15 protein-coding genes and 1 tRNA gene are annotated in these 16,295 nt (G+C 66.7%); 3 read left to right on the forward strand and 13 right to left on the reverse strand.

All coding sequences use genetic code 11. The features are described from left to right. Window positions 1-13: 13 nt before the first annotated feature. From J2851_RS24960 to rplU, 5 genes are all read right to left on the reverse strand, one after another. Complete coding sequence (locus tag J2851_RS24960; RefSeq protein WP_209769655.1) at window positions 14-697, reverse strand: HAD family hydrolase; 684 nt, start codon at window positions 695-697, stop codon at window positions 14-16. Next, entirely contained in the window at window positions 694-1,887 is a 1,194-nt protein-coding gene (gene proB, locus J2851_RS24965; protein WP_246500911.1) for a glutamate 5-kinase, read from the reverse strand. Before proB ends, J2851_RS24960 begins: the two co-directional genes overlap by 4 nt. Beyond that, on the reverse strand, window positions 1,835-3,049 hold the full coding sequence (obgE, locus tag J2851_RS24970; protein ID WP_209769656.1) for a GTPase ObgE: 1,215 nt from the start codon (window positions 3,047-3,049) through the stop codon (window positions 1,835-1,837). Before obgE ends, proB begins: the two co-directional genes overlap by 53 nt. A gap of 168 nt (window positions 3,050-3,217) precedes the next feature. Further along, the gene (gene rpmA, locus J2851_RS24975; RefSeq protein ID WP_209769657.1) at window positions 3,218-3,496 is read right to left on the reverse strand and encodes a 50S ribosomal protein L27; all 279 of its coding nucleotides are present in this window, start codon (window positions 3,494-3,496) and stop codon (window positions 3,218-3,220) included. A 33-nt stretch (window positions 3,497-3,529) separates the two neighbouring features. Beyond that, entirely contained in the window at window positions 3,530-3,847 is a 318-nt protein-coding gene (rplU, locus tag J2851_RS24980; protein WP_209769689.1) for a 50S ribosomal protein L21, read from the reverse strand. Between the two features lie 220 nt (window positions 3,848-4,067). Here rplU and J2851_RS24985 point away from each other — a divergent pair. From J2851_RS24985 to J2851_RS24995, 3 genes are all read left to right on the forward strand, one after another. Continuing rightward, window positions 4,068-4,157: transfer RNA gene (locus J2851_RS24985), tRNA-Ser, on the forward strand. A 385-nt stretch (window positions 4,158-4,542) separates the two neighbouring features. After that, a complete protein-coding gene (locus J2851_RS24990; protein WP_209769658.1) occupies window positions 4,543-5,838 on the forward strand; it encodes a TniQ family protein in 1,296 nt (431 codons plus the stop codon). A gap of 57 nt (window positions 5,839-5,895) precedes the next feature. Next, window positions 5,896-6,549 (forward strand): TnsA endonuclease N-terminal domain-containing protein, encoded by a 654-nt coding sequence (locus tag J2851_RS24995; RefSeq protein ID WP_209769659.1) that lies wholly within the window; start codon window positions 5,896-5,898, stop codon window positions 6,547-6,549. 382 nt (window positions 6,550-6,931) lie between these two features. On the opposite strand, the gene J2851_RS25000 is transcribed toward J2851_RS24995, so the two are convergent. From J2851_RS25000 to J2851_RS25035, 8 genes are all read right to left on the reverse strand, one after another. Beyond that, window positions 6,932-7,507, reverse strand: a complete 576-nt coding sequence (locus J2851_RS25000) for a YecA/YgfB family protein (protein WP_246500912.1) — start codon at window positions 7,505-7,507, stop codon at window positions 6,932-6,934. Further along, window positions 7,504-9,024 (reverse strand): IS66 family transposase, encoded by a 1,521-nt coding sequence (gene tnpC / locus J2851_RS25005; protein ID WP_209769661.1) that lies wholly within the window; start codon window positions 9,022-9,024, stop codon window positions 7,504-7,506. Before tnpC ends, J2851_RS25000 begins: the two co-directional genes overlap by 4 nt. 100 nt (window positions 9,025-9,124) lie before the next feature. Next, window positions 9,125-9,469, reverse strand: a complete 345-nt coding sequence (tnpB, locus tag J2851_RS25010) for an IS66 family insertion sequence element accessory protein TnpB (protein WP_209769663.1) — start codon at window positions 9,467-9,469, stop codon at window positions 9,125-9,127. Next, window positions 9,466-9,876, reverse strand: coding sequence for an IS66-like element accessory protein TnpA (tnpA, locus tag J2851_RS25015; protein ID WP_209769664.1), 411 nt, complete (start codon window positions 9,874-9,876; stop codon window positions 9,466-9,468). The genes tnpB and tnpA overlap by 4 nt, the downstream gene beginning before the upstream one ends. A 263-nt stretch (window positions 9,877-10,139) precedes the next feature. Continuing rightward, window positions 10,140-12,677, reverse strand: a complete 2,538-nt coding sequence (locus tag J2851_RS25020; RefSeq protein WP_209769665.1) for a hypothetical protein — start codon at window positions 12,675-12,677, stop codon at window positions 10,140-10,142. Between the two features lie 38 nt (window positions 12,678-12,715). Continuing rightward, window positions 12,716-13,216 carry a hypothetical protein gene (locus J2851_RS25025; RefSeq protein ID WP_209769666.1) on the reverse strand — a complete coding sequence of 167 codons (501 nt, stop codon included), beginning with the start codon at window positions 13,214-13,216 and terminating at the stop codon, window positions 12,716-12,718. A gap of 54 nt (window positions 13,217-13,270) precedes the next feature. Further along, window positions 13,271-15,778 carry a hypothetical protein gene (locus J2851_RS25030; protein WP_209769667.1) on the reverse strand — a complete coding sequence of 836 codons (2,508 nt, stop codon included), beginning with the start codon at window positions 15,776-15,778 and terminating at the stop codon, window positions 13,271-13,273. After that, window positions 15,778-16,281: a hypothetical protein gene (locus tag J2851_RS25035; RefSeq protein WP_209769668.1), complete on the reverse strand. Its 504-nt coding sequence runs from the start codon at window positions 16,279-16,281 to the stop codon at window positions 15,778-15,780. Before J2851_RS25035 ends, J2851_RS25030 begins: the two co-directional genes overlap by 1 nt. Between the last annotated feature and the right edge of the window lie 14 nt (window positions 16,282-16,295).

A 16,295-nucleotide genomic window follows, 5' to 3' on the forward strand; every position in this document is an offset into this window, starting at 1 on the left:
GGTCGCGAACGCGTCAATCCGCCGCCATGCGCTCCGCGAAGCCGCAGAGCGCGTCCCAGTCGAGGGCGCCCGGGTCCTCCACCACATGGTCGGCGGCTTCGAACAGCAGGTGGGGGTGCTGGGGCCAGGCGATGGTCAGCATGCCGGCGGCCTTGCCGGCGCGGGCGCCGGTGGGGCTGTCCTCGATGACCGCGCAGGCCTCCGGCGGCACGCCCAGCCGGGCGGCGGCGGTCAGGTAGGGCTCCGGGTGCGGCTTGCCGTTGGTCACCTCGTCGCGGCTGAGGCCGAAGGCGAAATGCGGGCTGCCGATGCGGCGCAGGTTGGCCTCGACCGCCCGCCGGCCGCTGTTCGACACGCAGGCCTGCCGCAGGCCGCGCGCCGCGAAGGCCTCGACCAGGGCGAAGGCGCCGGCGCGGGCCTCCACCTCGGCGATGCGCTCCAGATAGAGGTCGGTGATGGCGTCCGCCCATTCCTGGAAGGTCACGGTCATCGGCCGTTGTGCGTTCAGCCGCGCGTAGAAGTCCGGGAAGGCGATGCCCAGGGTGCTGCCGTACTGCTCCTCGGTCAGGTCGTGGCCGAGGCCCCGGCACACCGCGATGGTGGCGCGCTGGTGCCAGGGCTCGCTGTCCAGCAGCGTGCCGTCGATGTCCCACAGGATGGCCTGGAGCGGCGGGCGGGCCGACAGGGGAACGCTCACCGCACCACCAGATCGTCGCGGTGGATCATCTCGTCGCGTCCGCGATAGCCGAGGATCTCCTCGATCTCGTGGCTCTTGCGGCCGGCGATGCGGCGGGCGTCGTCGGCGGCGTAGGCGGTCAGGCCGCGCGCCACCTCGCGCCCGTCCGGCGACTTCACCACCACCACGTCGCCGCGGTCGAAGTCGCCGTCCACCGCGCGCACGCCGGCCGGCAGCAGGCTGGCCCCGTTGGCGAGCGCCTTCAAGGCACCCGCGTCCACGGTCAGGGAGCCCGCGGCGTTCAGGTTGCCGCCGATCCAGGCCTTGCGCGCGCTGGAGGGCTCGGCCGCCGGCAGGAACCAGGTGCACAGCGCCCCGCCGTTCTCCGGCCGTTGCTCCAGCGCGGCCAGCGGGTTCATGCGCTTGCCCTTGGCGATGACCATGCGGCAGCCGGCGGCGAGCGCCACGCGCGCCGCGACGATCTTCGTCACCATGCCGCCGGAGCTGTAGCCGGGCGGTGGCTCCCCGGCCATGTTCTCGATGTCGGAGGTCAGTTCCTGGACAACGGGGATGTGCCGGGCGTCCGGGTCCTTGCGCGGGTCGGCGGTGTAAAGGCCGTCGATGTCCGACAGCAGGACCAGCGTGTCGGCGCTGATCATCTGCGCCACGCGGGCGGCGAGGCGGTCGTTGTCGCCGAAGCGAATCTCGGACGTGGCGACCGTGTCGTTTTCGTTGATGACCGGGATTGCGCCCAGCTTCAGCAGCGTGTCGATGGTGGCGCGGCCGTTCAGGTGGCGCCGCCGCTCCTCCGTGTCCTCCAGCGTCACCAGCACCTGGGCCACGGTGATGCCGTGGCGGGCCAGCGTCTCCTGGTAGGCGGCGGCCAGCCGGATCTGGCCGGTGGCGGCGGCGGCCTGCTTCTCCTCAAGCCGCAGGGGGCGGCCGACGAGGCCCAGATGCTCCCGCCCGCAGGCGACGGCGCCGGAGGTGACGATCACCACCTCCTGCCCGCGCTTGCGGCAGGCGGCCACGTCGTCGGCCAGCGCGTCCAGCCATTCGCGCCGGACCTGCCCGGTCGCGCTGTCCACCAGCAGGGCCGAGCCGATCTTCACCACCAGCCGGCGCGAGTCCAGCAGGGTGGGCAGCCGGGCGGGGGCGTCAGCCCCGGGCGCCCCGGCCGTTGTCGCTGTCGTCGCTGTCGTCGTCACCATCGTCGCCGCCATCATCGTCATCATCGTCCCAGGCGTCGGAATCCGCGGGCAGAGGGTCGTACTCGCCCGTTTCCTCGTTCCAGCCCGCATACTCGTCGTCGATCTTCTGGCCGACCGGCGGCCGCGGGATGGAGCGCGTGGCCGGGGCGTGGATGACGTCGGGCTCCTCTTCCTTGGACTGTTTGATGAGCGTGAGCAAGCGGTAAAGCACGGCCTGCACGCCCTGGCCCGTGGCGCCCGAGAGCACCATGACCTCGGCGCCCGAGGCCTCCTCCAGCGCCGCCTTCTTCTCCGCGACCTCCTCGTCCAGCAGGGCGTCGGCCTTGTTCAGGCCGATGATCTCCGGCTTGTCGGCGAGGTTGCCGCCATAGGCGGTCAGCTCGTTGCGGATGGTCGTGTAGGAGTGGACGACGTCGTCGGCCGTGCCGTCGATCAGGTGGAGCAGCACGCGGGTGCGCTCCACATGGCCGAGGAAGCGGTCGCCGAGCCCGTGCCCCTCGTGCGCGCCCTCGATCAGGCCGGGAATGTCGGCAATCACGAACTCCTCCTCACCCGCGCGCACCACGCCCAGGTTGGGGGCGAGCGTCGTGAAGGGATAGTCGGCGATCTTCGGCTTCGCCGCGGTGGTCGCGGCCAGGAAGGTGGACTTGCCGGCGTTGGGCAGGCCGAGCAGGCCGGCGTCGGCGATCAGCTTCAGCCGCAGCCAAACCCAGCGCTCCTCCCCCGGCCAGCCGGGGTGGGCCTTGCGCGGGGCGCGGTTCGTCGGCGTCTTGTAGTAGGCGTTGCCGAAGCCGCCGTCACCGCCCTTCAGGAAGGTGACGCGCTGGCCGGCCTCCGTCAGGTCGAGCAGCACCGTCTCCTGGTCCTCGTCCAGGATCTGGGTCCCGACCGGCACGCGCAGCACCACGTCGGTGCCCTTGGCACCGTTGCGGTTCGACCCCATGCCGTGGTTGCCGCGCTGCGCCTTGAAATGCTGCTTGTAGCGGTAGTCGATCAGCGTGTTCAGGCCGTTCACGGCCTCGATCACCACGTCGCCGCCGCGCCCGCCGTTACCGCCGTCCGGCCCGCCGAACTCGATGAACTTCTCGCGGCGGAACGCGATGGCACCGGGGCCGCCGTCGCCGCTCTTCAGGAACACCTTGGCTTGATCGAGGAACTTCATCGGGGACCGTGCCGGCCAATCTGCAAACTGCGCCCCGCCGGCCGTTCCCGAGGGGAGAGGCGAGGGCGGAGACCACCATACCAACAAAAGAAAATCGGGGGCCGGTTGCCCGGACCCCCGATTTATCCGCTTACACCGTACGGGCCGGCCAAGCTTATCCGGCCAAGCTTACTCGGCCGCGACCGCCGGAACCTGCACCGCCTCGACGGCGACGAAGGTGCGGCCCTTGGCGGAGCGCTTGAAGGTCACGACGCCGGCCGCGGTGGCGAACAGCGTGTGATCCCGGCCGATGCCGACGTTCTCACCCGGGTGGAACTTCGTGCCGCGCTGGCGGACGATGATGTTGCCGGAGACGACGGTCTCGCCGCCGAAGTGCTTCACGCCGAGACGACGGCCAGCGGAGTCGCGGCCGTTGCGCGAGGAGCCGCCTGCTTTTTTGTGAGCCATGGGGGGTTACTCCTGTGACTGGTCGGCGGCCGCTCAGGCGGCGCCGTTGATCCCGGTGATGCGTAGGACGGTCAGGTCCTGGCGATGGCCGTTCTTACGGCGGTAGTTCTGGCGGCGCTTCTTCTTGAAGACGATGATCTTCGGACCGCGATCCTGGGCGACCACCTCGGCGGTCACGGCCGCGCCGGCAACCGTCGGGGTGCCAACCGTGGCGCTGCCGCCGTCGCTCACCATCAGCACGTCGCCGAGCGTGATGGAGGCGCCAGCCTCGGCCTCGAGCTTCTCAACGCGGATCACGTCGCCATTGGCGACCTTGTACTGCTTGCCGCCGGTGCGGATCACTGCAAACATCGTCGTCACTGCCTATTCCAAAACAAACAGCGGGCCGCTCGCCCACCGTTTGAGGTGCAAGCCCGTTCGTGAGAGCGGGGATTTATACCGACGACCCACCCTGAGTCAACAGGGTTGGTGGTAATGCGGCGTTCATTTTCCTGCAAAATCCCGCAAACAAGGGGCTTGCATCCCCAAAGGCTTTTGGGTAGGTTCCGCGCCACCCCGGAAACGGGGCAGCGGATGGGTGGCAGAGCGGTTGAATGCACCGCACTCGAAATGCGGCATACCCGCAAGGGTATCGGGAGTTCGAATCTCCCCCCATCCGCCACATTTCTTCAGCGCAACGCGCTTTTTGATGTCGCTTTCCCCTTTAAGTGACACTTGCCGCTTATACGTGAGAGTGCATCACGCATAAGCGAGACGGTTTCGAACCGTCGATCTCCTAAAGTCACAAGCAGTTCCAACTGGTTGACGCGCGTGTTGTGCGCTCAGACCGCATCGCGCTTGCTCCACTGGTCGGCGTGCGTCCGCGCATGCGGTCTTCGGATCCCTCTCGCCTAAAGGGGGCGCCGTCGGAGTGGAGTCCTTAGAGACCTAATCATACGGTGGTGTGCGGCGAGAGGCATGCGGCGATTGCCCGGACGCCTCCAAGACACGCGAACCGCCGTTCCCGATCATGAGGCCATCAAGGTCCATCGTTCGGGAGGTTCTGGATGCCGCCGATCGCCAATGACCTCTGGCCGGGGCGCCCCGCACTCCTGGAAGGTGAATCCTTCTCGTCCTGGTTCGCCCGCGTTGCGGCCGGCAATGGGCTCCGGCCGGCGGACCTGTACCGAATCCTCCAACCCGGCGGCGACCGCAATCCGCGAGACCTGGACCGCTACGCCGATTTCCACCTGCTGAGCCTGATGGCCGACAAGACCGGGGCCTCGGTGGAGGCCTTGGAGCGGTCCACCTTCCGCCGGTGGGCCGGGATGGCATTCGAACGGGACGATGGCCTCGTCAAGTTGGACTGGCTCCCGCCGGCTGGGCGGGAAAAGGCGAAGCGATGCTTCGGTCAGCAAGTTTGCCCGCTGTGCCTCACCGAGGACGCCGTGCCGTACCTGCGCCTTGAATGGCGCCTTGCCTTCCTCACGGTCTGCCCGACGCACAACCGCCTGCTGCTCGACCGCTGTCCCGCGTGCAACGAGCCGTTCAGTGTGCTCCGGCAGGATCGGCATGATGGGGTCTGTTGCTGGTCGTGCGGCGCCGACGTCCGGCGCTTTGCCGGCGATGCGCCGCCTCTCGATCCCACTCCGGAGCGGGAGGACCTGCTGGCCACCATTGACCGGGGCTGGCAGCAACTCGGTGACTACGGCCCAGTCTACTCCTTTACAATATTGCGGATCCTCGCGTTGGTCGCGCGCCTGATCGCCGGTGGTCAACACGCCTACGCTCTCCGAGCCTGGATCGGCGCTCGTGACCCGCGCCTCGCAGTGCCGCCCGAGACGCTGCCGCGCGCCCGCGACGGCGCCTTGCTGACGCCGCGGGCCCGGTGCGTGATCGTCGCGATGGCGCATCATCTGCTGGGCGACTGGCCGCACCGCTTCGTCGAGGCCGCGCGCGGTGTCGGCATGGCTCGCATCCACATCCGGACGAATTTCGGGGAGGCTCTGCCCTTCGCCTTCGTCCATGCCGTCGATTGGCACTTGAAGGAGGCGCTTGCGCCGGCATCCCGCCAGGAACTCTCGTCGGCCAAGGCCATCCTCGAACGGCGCGGCGTGAAGCCGACCTACCGCAATCTGGTCGATCTGGCCGGCACCAGGCGGAAACCCCTGAACGCCATGGCTGAACCAGCGGCGGAAACGGCGCCGTGGGGAAAGGGCCCGTTCTGGAAGCTGGATGGCGTTTCGGCCGAGGTGAAGGAGGCGGCGCGCATCGCCGCGCACCGCTCCGGCGAAAGTGTCGCAGTCTGGTTGGATCGGTTGGTGCGTAAAGAATTGAATATGCCAGCTATGCGTGTAATCTGACGTCGCGAGAGAAAGCGCCGTTGCGAGTCCTCTAAGGTTGAATCCGGGAGGTGACGCATGCCGGTCCGCAAGATCGGTCTCTGCTACCGCAGTGTCTCAAGGCGGGTTCCGATGGGGGGCGGCCGGGCATGGGTCGCGGTCGAATCAACGTTGGAGCGGGACTTCGCCCTGTTGCAGCGATTCGATCGCTACGTCGCCGGAGTCGAAGAGCAGCCGGTGCGTATCGAATACCGCGTCGGCCAGGGGACCAAGCGTCGCTATGTCCCGGATTTCCTGGTCACCTACCATGGCATTGGTCGTCCGCCGCAGCTCGTGGAGGTGAAATATTCCACCGATCCGCACCTGCTGGCGGGCACCTTGGAGGAGCGCTTCGCTGCGGCTCGCCGATTCGCCGCGGAGCGTGGGTGGGGCTTCACACTGGCGACCGAAAAGGAAATTCGCACCCCACGGCTGGAGAACGCCACCTTCCTGCTTCCCTTCGGCGACCGTCCAGCTGATCCGGCTTTCCGCGACCGGCTGCTCACGGTGGCAGTGGAGGCGCCGATCACCGTGCAGGAGCTGGCCGACCGCGTCGCCGGCAATGCGGCGGAACGCGTGCGGGTACTGCCCAGCTTGTGGACCCTGATCGCGCGCTTCGAGCTCGTGGTCGACCTCGACCGGCCGATCACCATGCGGACCATGCTCCGGCACCCCAAGGGAGTAGACGCATGACGACGCGGTTCAGCTTCAGCGCCGGCGCGGCCGTCAAGCTGCGGGGACGGTCCTGCACCATTCTGGAAGCGGTCACCGCCTCATCGGTCCTGATCGAAGATGTTGAGACGAAGGAGACGCAGGTGGTGCCGGTTTCCAAGCTGTCCCATCCGGACAGCGCTGCGAAGCCGGAACCGACGCGGGCGCTAGACAGCCTTCCCGAGGATGACCTAGCCGAGGCCAAGCGCCGTTTCACGATCATCAAGCCCCTGGTCCGGTGCGAGCGCCGCGGCCAGGAGGATGTCAAGCGGGTGGCCGAGCAGCATGGAGTCGGTCTCTCAACCCTCTATCGCTGGATCAAGTGTAAGCGTTGCGAGCGCACCCTTTGGTTCGGGCCGGGCAATCACCGCATCGATCTGTGGCGGCGGACCTTGAAGTGTTCGCGGAGGTCGAGAATGGCCTTTGCCTGGGCGGGAACGCCGGCTTCGGCGATGGCCTCGGTGCCGAACAGCATGGGGTCCAGCGCCTGGAAGGCGGCGTGCTCGGGCTTGTCTGGATTGGTTACGCTCTTCCAGGCCCGTGGCGCCAGCCGGGTGGCGGCTAGAAAGCCGAGGGACCAGAACATCGGGTCCCAACCTCCGTCCCGGTGCGGCGGCAACTGCGGCCGATACAGGTAGGGAAACTGCGTCATGGTCTCCGACAGGCGGTTGTGGTGGTGCGCGACGGCCTGGATGGCCAAGTTCTCGCGGGTCTCCTCCACGGCGAGCAGGGCGCGCTCGCCCAGGAGCTGGCCGATCCAGATCGACGGATCGATGAACTTCGGCCCGATCAGCACGGCGGTCAGGTAGCCGTCGAGCGCGTCGAGGCGCGACACCGGCGCCATCCTACCGCGGGCCCGCAGGTAGATTTCGAGTTCGTTGGCGTCCAGCATCGGCTTGAGCGCCGCCGAGGCGGTGTTCGCAGCGGACTTGGCCATCATGCCGCTTGGCTCTCCTCGCCATCGTCGACGGCGCCGTCCCGCTCCGCCTTCCACATCCATGGCAACAGGCGGTCGAGGGCGTTGGCCTTTACCGCGCCGGACACCATGCGTTCCAGCACGTCGGCCACATAGGTGAACGGATCGACGCCGTTGAGGCGGGCGCTCTGAATGAGCGAGGCCAGGATCGCCCAGTCCCGGCCACCCGCCGCCGAGCCGGCGAACAAAGCGTTCTTACGGCCCAAACCGATCGGGCGCATGCTTCTTTCCACCGTGTTCGTATCGACATCGATGCGGCCATCATCGAGAAAGGCCACCAGCCCGTCCCAGTGGCCCAGGGTATAGTTGATCGCCTTGGCCAGGCTCGACTGGCCGGAGATCGTGCCCCGCACCTCCAGCAGCCGGGCCTTCAGCGCCTCCATGAGCGGCCGGCTCTCGGCCTGTCGCACCCGGCGACGCGTTTCGGCCGTCGTGCCGCAGCTGCGCTCCTCAATGGCATACACCGCGCCGATGCGCGCGATCACGTCGCGCGCCACGTCCGACTTGGTGGCCTTGTACACCGCCACGAACTTGCGGCGTGCATGGCTCAGGCAGAACACCAGCCGGACCTTTGCCCCGGTGCGCCGGCGACGGACCAGCGCCTTGTAGGCGGCGTAGCCATCGACCTGAAGAATGCCGGCGAACGCCGCCATCTGCTCCTGCAGCGTCGCCTTGTCGCGCCCCTCGGCGAACACGTAGCCGACCGCTGGCATGGCTGACCCCCGCCAGGGGCGGTCGTCCACCGCCTGGGCCCAGAGCTGGCAGACCTTGGTCCGGCCCCGCCCGGGATCGAGCCGGGGCAACGGCGTCTCGTCGCAGTACACCCGTTCCTGGGAGCGGATGTAGAGCAGGAGCCGATCGTACAAGGGTTTCAGCCACCAAGCCGCCCGGCGAACCCAGAACATCAGGGTGGCGCGGTCGAGCGCCACGCCCTGACCGGCGAACATCTGCGCTTGCCGGTACAGCGGCAGATGCCAAGCGAACTTCGCCACCACGACATGGGCAACCAGGGCGGTGGAGGCCAGGCCGCCGTCCACGACCCGCGGCCGGGCCGGAGCCTGGACCGGGGGGCCGGCGCAGGCCCGGCAGACGTACTTGGGCCGGATCGTGCGCAGCACGCGCACGACGGCGGGGATGACGTCCAACGCCTCGGCGACATCCTCGCCGATCCGGTGCAGCCGCCCCGCGCAGCACGGGCAGGTGGTGCTTTCCGGCTCGATCACCCTCTCCATCCGCGGCAGATGCCGGGGCAGCGCGCCGACGTTCCAGTTCGCCGGCCGCCGCGGGCGCTCAGGCGCGGCCCGATCGGCGTTGTCGTTGGCCGCCGGCGCGGCCTCAAGGGCGAGATCGCTGAGATCGAGGAGGCCCTGTTTGGGATCGATCCCCGCCGCCTTCTCCGACTTGGCCCCGCAGATCAACGCCTTCAGGGTCTTCACCTGCTCCTGCAACGCCGCCTTCTCGGCGGCGAGGCGACGGACCATGCGGGCCAGCTCGGCGGTGTCCTGAGGGAGCGGATGGGGGCAGCGGCATGTGCCGGAGTATACCGGGGAAACCCGCTAAACCCCAGACGAATCAACGCATTCAGCCCATCCAACGTGGCTTCTTGACCGGTGGCGGCGAGGCTGTTTGCCACGCCAGTCCGTCGAGCAGAAGCGCGAACTGCACAGCGCTCAGACGGATCGCTCCATCCTGGACCGGCGGCCAGGAGAAGCGGCCGGCTTCCAGCCATTTTGTTGCGAGAATTAGCCCGCTGCCGTCCCAGACCAGAATTTTGAGCCGGTCCTTGCGCTTGGAGCGGAAGACGAAGACGTCGCCGCAATAGGGATCGGCCTTCAGCGCCTCGGCGACCAGGCCGTGGACGCCCTTGCGGAAGTCGATGGGCTGCGTGGCGACCACGACCTTGAGGTCGGGACGCAGCGTGATCACCCCCGCCCCCGGGCGGCCGCGATGACCGCCGCCGCGAGGTCGGGATCGACGGCGCCATGGAACACCAACCGCCCGCCGCGTAGGTCCATCTCGATGCGGCCCGGCGGCACCTCCCGAGGTGCCGGGCGGCGATCCTCCGGGGGAGCGGGCGTCGTTTCCTCGGCCACCGTGACCGGGACGAACAGCGGCGTCTGCATCGGGGCCGCCTCCGCGACGACGCCCGCCTCCCGGCGCCAGACCGTGAGCAGGCCGCGGTTCACCCCGTTGCGTCGCGCGACCTCCGAGATGTTGACGCCCGGCGCCGCGCTCTCCGCCACAATGCGCGCCTTCTCCTCCGCCGTGTACGAGCGTCGCTGCCGACGGCCCGTGATCACCTCGACCCGCCGATACGGCCTGCCTTCATCCATGGCTTCAAGCCTGGGATGAAGTCTGGCGCCATCCTCCATCGTACCCTCCGCGTCCCGTGAGCCCGCGCGCAATCTCGATCACGGAACCCGGTTCGAAAAGAAGGGGGCGCTCGTAACGCTTACTATATTTTCGCAGTGCCGCTGGAGGCGCCCCAGGTAGCGACACGCCTCTTCGCGCCGCGCGCTGGAAAGAGACGCGGCTTGCCGGATACGCAACGGCTGGTGCCTCCGGCGCCAGCCGTCGGAGAGATGGCCGCAGCGGTTCAGGAGAACCACAGCGGCGCGCTGTCTTCCTCTTCGGACGACGCGACGACCTGCCGGAAGGAATTCCAGATTTGCACGACCTCCGCCAGCGCTTGGCGCGTTGTATCGATCACGGCGCGTTGTTTCGGGTTGGCCTGGATGCGGAGCGCCAGGATGGTGTTGCGGTAATCGGCCATCATCGAACGGAGCCAAAGGTGGTTTTCCCGGCCAAGCTCGTCATAGGCGGTCTTCAGCAGCGCGTGGGCGAGCCGTGCAGAGGCGGAAGCGGGGGCGGGGTTCCCGGATGCGATCAGCAGCTGGACGACGCAGGAGAGAAACATCAGCGCCATCGCGTTGCGGTTGAGTTCCCTCATCACCTCCGGATCCGGCATGGAATCGAAGATGAACAATGGCAGGTCGGAGTTCCCCCAAGCGGAATGGAAGAACCAGCGCACCAGATCCGTGCGGAAGCGACCGGAGTCCTCCGTGTCGTCGGCGATGGCCGCCAGCAGGGGTGGCCTCGATGCGCCCCGGCCCGGATCGCCGACCACGCCTTGGAGGTTGTAGAGGAGGTAGTCGCGCACGATGGAAAGCGCCGCCTTGCTCGATTGTGTGGACGCCTCTTCACCCTTTTTCGGCAGCCAGTGAACAAGGTGTCCTAGAACTTCGAACAGTGCTCCTTCACTTCGGGCAAGATATCGGGTGATGAACTGATAGTATCGGTCTTGCTCCAGTTCCGGCTCCGCCCTGTCGATCCACCCGCGTAGGCGTCTCCAGAACAGGTCGGAGGGCTGGTAGCGCCGGTCTTCGGCGATGACGAGCAGAAATTCGCAGAAAAAATCGCGGTGCACCTGGGCCGACACGCCATCCAGAAACTTCCACGCCATCGCCTGGAGCGCCGGGTCCGCCTCCAGCGCAACGAACAGTTTGGCGGTGCGTTCGAGCAGGCGGTTCTGCCGGTCCGTCTTGGTTCGGCGTCCGAACAACCGCTTCAGCGCCTCGCTCAGGTTGCTGCCGACATCCCGCACCGAGTGATGGCCTGCGCCACCGGTTCCCTTCGTTGCGTAACCGGGCACCCCTGGCAGGGCACGGACGATCTCGTCGATCAACTCGTTCACCGCATCTGAACCGCGCTCCGGATCCGAGCGCAGCATGTCCGCGAGCAGCGACAAGGCGCGATCCGCCACGGCGTCGGATGTGCCCGAACCCAGGATCACGTCCGCCGCCATCAGCGTGTCGAACTGGCGGTTGCAGAACAGGGCCTGCGAGCGCTCCAGATAGTGCTCGGCTTCCAGGCGTGCCGAGGCATGGGTGAAGCCCATGGACTTCCGGCCGTCATGATCGGTGCGGACAGTCACGCCCAGCCGAGTGAGGATGGTATCACCCTGCTCCCGCCAGACCTCGATGGCCAGCAGGGTCCGGGAGCGGGACGTGGCGCGTGTTCCAAAGTTCGGCTTGTCCTGGGCCGGCTGCTCGCGTTCGATCGTCTTCCCGTCCAAGAGAAGCAGCATGACCTTTTCGAAGTCTCCGATCGGCAGCCGATCGAAGCGGGTCGCAACGTAAAGCGCGGTGAGGCGCAGCAGCGAATCGCCGGACCCGTCGTCGCCGACCGCGGTTTCCACCAGAGCGGTGGGCATTTCCGTCGTGCTCGTGCGGACGCCGGCCTGCGGGGTCAGGTTCCACCGGGGAATCAACAGAGGCTTGGGAAGGCCGGTCAGGTCCGTACAGGCCAGGATGACGATGATGTCCTTTGCTTTGAGCCGGTTGCGCAGGTCGGCAACGGCAATCACGGTGCGGGGGATCAAGCCCACCGGCTCGTTGTCCGCGGCCATGACCAGAACGACCGCCGGCTTGCCGTTCGCGACCGGCAGCTTTACCAGGTCGTCGAGCATGAACTGCTGGTCGAGTGGAGCGTTGCTGATCCTGCGGACGAAGCGCGGTTGTCGGTCAGCCAGCGACGGGTGCCCAAACAGGGCTCGCGCAGCACCGAGAAGATTGGAGTCTTCCGCCGCCGTAATCACCACCACGCGCTCGGAAAGCATGCGGGCGACGTGGGCATCGACATCCGCCGCCGGCGGCTGTGGCCCGGTACCCAGATCGTCGGGGATGTCGTCGGTGCGGTCCTGCAACGGTATGTCGTTGCTGGTGCCCGTATGGAAGATAATATTGTTGAAAATATTTTCCGCTTGATTGCCGATATTGATGGTTTTCTTCAGCTCTCCCGGCTTGGGCTGCTCGCCTGGAGTTTGCACCACCTCCGGCTTGGGCTGCTCGCCTGGAGTTTGCACCACCTCCGGCTTGGGCTGCTCGCCTGGAGTTTGCACCACCTCCGGCTTGGACTGCTCGCCTGGAGTTTGCGCCACCTCCGGCTTGGGCTGCTCGCCTGGAGTTTGCGCCACCTCCGGCTCGGGCTGCTCGCCTGGAGTTTGCGCCACCTCCGGCTTGGGCTGCTCGCCTGGAGTTTGCGCCACCTCCGGCTTGGGCGACTGGGGCGTCATCGTGTCGTCCATCTTTAGCGGCTTACCTTTTTCCAACTGCTCTTGGTTCGTCGCGTCCATTGGTCGTCCCTATTCGCCATCGCCGCTGCTGAGAAAGCTTAGAACGTAAAATTATTCGTGATCGTGTCTCCGTTGTTCACCTGAACTTTCTCGCCCCCTACATTCATGTTGAAAACTTTTCCCGTGATTGACTTGCGCTGGTCCACCGTGCCACCTTTGATCACGTTCACCTCCGAGCTGACGCCGCTGGTATCGGCCCGGTTTTCGATCTCTATCGCCGTTGCGCCGGTTGCCGCCGGACCCGCTGCCGGAGCGGCGTTCAACAGGTGGTGCGCCATGTCGATGAGCGTGCCGTCTGCTTGCGCGCCGATCCGGTCGATGAAGTCCCTGAGCGCGGCCAGGCTTTGCGGCGATGGTCTGAACGCGTCGACCAGAAATTGGATTTCGGCGGCGGACTTTGGATTCTGCGTAGCGATACGGGCGAGGGCGTCGCGCAGGTTGGCGAATCTGGTGTTCCGCTCCGCCACACCGGGCAACCCGGCGGCGAACAAGGAAAGGGCGATGGCTTCCGAAACCAATGTATCATCGTTCTGCGGCATGATCGGCCTCGCATGGTCCTGGCGTTCGTGGATGGAGAATCGCGTGTGGCCCCGTTAATTGGGTGTGGGGTTGCCGGGCTCGGCCTCCGCATCATTGGCGGTCGTGCCACCGGTCTTGGCTTCCTCGCCGGTCCTCGCCTTGCGCTCCTTCGCGAGTTCCAGCACGCGGTTTCCCGGGTCCATGACGGAGGAGACGTGGCGCAGGATATCGACGTCCGTCGCCGACGGGTCGGTGGACCGTTGCGGCGCCTCGTAAGCCAGAACCCTGCTTGTGGCCTGCCTGCGCTCGCGGATGACTTTCATGTAGGCGGCGATCTCCGCGTCGTCGGGTGGCATGCCCTCCTTGAGGCGCTGGTTGAGAAGCGCGCGCATGGTCTCGAGATCCTCGGTGTCGGCCGCACGGTTGAGTTTGGCGTCCGCGAGCGCCGTCGTGAGTTCGCCGAGAGCGTTCTCAAGCGCGCCCTCGCGTCGCGCGCGTTCGTAAGACTCGTCGGCCGAAAGCGCACGCGAGAAGCTGACGAAGGTGATGGACAAGCCGAAGGCCTGTTCGATCGCCTTCTGGGCGATGCGGGCAACCTCGTGCACCTGGCTCCATTCCCGTTCGGTCCGGTATTCGAGCAGTTCCGGCGGAAGAAGGGAAAGCGAGCTGTGCAGGCTCTTCGCCAGTTCGGACTTGATGGCGTTGATTTCCGCTTCGGACTGGTAGGGATCGAAGCTGTTGGACTGGAACACGGTCCAGCCGTCGGGCGCCATGCCGCTGACCTTGAACGAGATCAGGAACGTGACCGGCGACGAGCGGCCGCCGTTGGTCAGCGATCCGACCGGAAACGGATCGAGCGTATGGATGCCGCTGCACAGGTGTCGATAGCGGCGGGTGAGGACCGTATCCGCCATCTTGGGCACGACATGGATGGCCCGCAGGCAGAATATCTGCTTCAGGCTCGCTTCGACCGCGGTGCGGATCTGCTCCTCGACCGGAACCTTCAGTCGCTGGCGTGGTGGGCTGCTTCCCGCGCCCAGGAGGTCGACGGGACCCTTCGGCGCCGGCGGAAGCTCATCGACGCTGGAGAACTGGGTGTAGAATTCCTCCGGCGTGATGCCGTGCAGCACCTTGCGAACGGACTCCGTGACGGTGTGGCGCATCTCCTCGATCAGGTCCACCTCGGGGCGGATGAACCGTTCGATGTCGATCAGGGACGCCGGCATCTCGGCGGACACCGCCACATCGAGGGCGACGTTGACCCGGGTGTCGCGTGTGGCGAAGTCTTCCTGGCCGGTGACCAACCGGACGCCTTCCCGCTTCAACTTCAGGATTGGCTGTTCCGGAATGGCCGAGTAATGCTTGACCGAATAGCCGATCTCCATCGCCTTCTCGGCCAGCGGGGAACGGATACGCTCATTGTCGAGACTGAGGATCAGCTCGGCGTAGGTGCTGTTGAACAGTGCGCCTGTGACGATCTGCCCGACATGCGCCTCCAGCCATTCCTTCGGGTTCGCGACGGCCGCGTTGCGTTGCGCCGCCGCCTGGAAACGCCCCGGGTTTTCAAGCTGCATCGAGAGGTTGCTGATGATCGGCAGGGTGGCCTGGGAATCCTTTGGCCTGATCACGGTCGACAGTTCGAATTGGACGAGTTCCGGCGGATTGCCGCCGGGATGCGGCAGTTCGAAGTCGATGTGGTCGAACACGCGCCCTTGCCGGTCGCGCAATGCCTCGTTGAGGCGTCCGAGCAGGCGCTGCCGCGTGCCGGTCAGCGCCGCCGACGCGAAGTCGGCGATCGTCAATTCGGCGGACACGAAATTCTGCAGCACGTCCTTGATGTCACGCGCCACGTCCGCCCGCAGGCCCGCCTCGCCCTCCTTGGCGGCGAGCAGGCGGATCAACGCCTTCCCCCGGTGTTGTTCGCTGACGCGCAGCGGACCGCCGATCACCGCCCGAAGGTCGCCTTCAAGCCCTTTCGGGCGGATGTTGAAGGAGACGCCCGCGATCGTGACCTCCGACAGCTTCTTCAGGTCGGTCTCGCCGTCGAGCTGCAGGTGAAGGCGCATGGTCAGCCCGGTCTCGCCTGCGACACGCGCTACCAGATGCTGGATGATCTCGTCCCGGCGATCGAAGAAATCGAGCACCAGGTCGCGGCCGGTCCGCGCCTGGCCTTCCGCGAACTCCTCGATGTAGCGAAAGAAGCGGCGCTCCCACGTAGCGATGAGGTCGCCGGAGGGTCCGGCGTCTCCCAACAGCGCCGTCACCACCTTATCCTGCTTGCCCGGGGGGCAGTTGAGGGCATACGCGGCGTACAGCATGACCGGCTCCGTGTTCGGAACCCGCATGACCCGCAGCGGGCAGCGGACCACCCGGTCGGCTGTCCATACGCCGGTCTGCACCCGGTAGGTCTTGACGGATCGGCCGATTGAGAGCCAGGGCTGCTTGGGCAACACCTCTTTTCGGCCGTGGTCGAAGACTACGCTTTCGGTCCGATTGTCATCCGGACCTTCATCCGTCGAACGCACCAGCATTCCCAGGGGAATGCCCGTGCCGAGAACTTCATCGTTCGCCGACTTGCCCATCAACGCGCGGCCTCCGCAATATCAGTGACGTCCTGCATCATCGCTTTGATTTCCTTCAACCGGCTGCTCGCCTCGGGGATCGACTGCTGTTGCCAATCGGTGGACTTCAGCGATGTCTTGACGGTTTGGAGACGCTGGATCGCAAGCTCGACCTTTTCGCGCTTGACCGTATCGCGCGAGGTCGCCAGCTGCGCGCGCAAGGACTGCAGTTGTCCGTCAAGCGGGCCGGTCTGCCGCTGCAGCGTGGTAATCTCCTGGTTCAACTCGCTGCGCTGGCGCCGCATGGCCGCCGCCCGCTGCTCAAGAGCAGACTGCCGATCGGTTTCCCGGTCGAGCACCGCCTGCTCGCGCGCTTCCCGCTGCTTGTAGCCGTCCGTCAGAACGGAATTCTGGACGGCGCTCAGGAAGCCGCCCTTGCGCGGATCGTCGGTGGTCACGCATCCTGCCAGCAGCAGCGCAAGAATGCCGGCGGCGCTGCACCGCATGAGGGTGTCGATGGACATGCGGCCACCCCCCG

This window comes from Azospirillum rugosum, from assembly GCF_017876155.1.
Lineage (GTDB): Bacteria > Pseudomonadota > Alphaproteobacteria > Azospirillales > Azospirillaceae > Azospirillum > Azospirillum rugosum.

Coding starts and splice junctions, on each gene's coding strand:
- proB (WP_246500911.1), bottom strand. CDS start 1,887: ATGGTGACGACGACAGCGACGACAGCGACAACGGCCGGGGCGCCCGGG.
- obgE (WP_209769656.1), bottom strand. CDS start 3,049: ATGAAGTTCCTCGATCAAGCCAAGGTGTTCCTGAAGAGCGGCGACGGC.
- rpmA (WP_209769657.1), bottom strand. CDS start 3,496: ATGGCTCACAAAAAAGCAGGCGGCTCCTCGCGCAACGGCCGCGACTCC.
- rplU (WP_209769689.1), bottom strand. CDS start 3,847: ATGTTTGCAGTGATCCGCACCGGCGGCAAGCAGTACAAGGTCGCCAAT.
- J2851_RS24990 (WP_209769658.1), top strand. CDS start 4,543: ATGCCGCCGATCGCCAATGACCTCTGGCCGGGGCGCCCCGCACTCCTG.
- J2851_RS24995 (WP_209769659.1), top strand. CDS start 5,896: ATGCCGGTCCGCAAGATCGGTCTCTGCTACCGCAGTGTCTCAAGGCGG.
- J2851_RS25000 (WP_246500912.1), bottom strand. CDS start 7,507: ATGATGGCCAAGTCCGCTGCGAACACCGCCTCGGCGGCGCTCAAGCCG.
- tnpC (WP_209769661.1), bottom strand. CDS start 9,024: ATGGTCCGTCGCCTCGCCGCCGAGAAGGCGGCGTTGCAGGAGCAGGTG.
- tnpA (WP_209769664.1), bottom strand. CDS start 9,876: ATGGATGAAGGCAGGCCGTATCGGCGGGTCGAGGTGATCACGGGCCGT.
- J2851_RS25020 (WP_209769665.1), bottom strand. CDS start 12,677: ATGGACGCGACGAACCAAGAGCAGTTGGAAAAAGGTAAGCCGCTAAAG.
- J2851_RS25025 (WP_209769666.1), bottom strand. CDS start 13,216: ATGCCGCAGAACGATGATACATTGGTTTCGGAAGCCATCGCCCTTTCC.
- J2851_RS25030 (WP_209769667.1), bottom strand. CDS start 15,778: ATGGGCAAGTCGGCGAACGATGAAGTTCTCGGCACGGGCATTCCCCTG.
- J2851_RS25035 (WP_209769668.1), bottom strand. CDS start 16,281: ATGTCCATCGACACCCTCATGCGGTGCAGCGCCGCCGGCATTCTTGCG.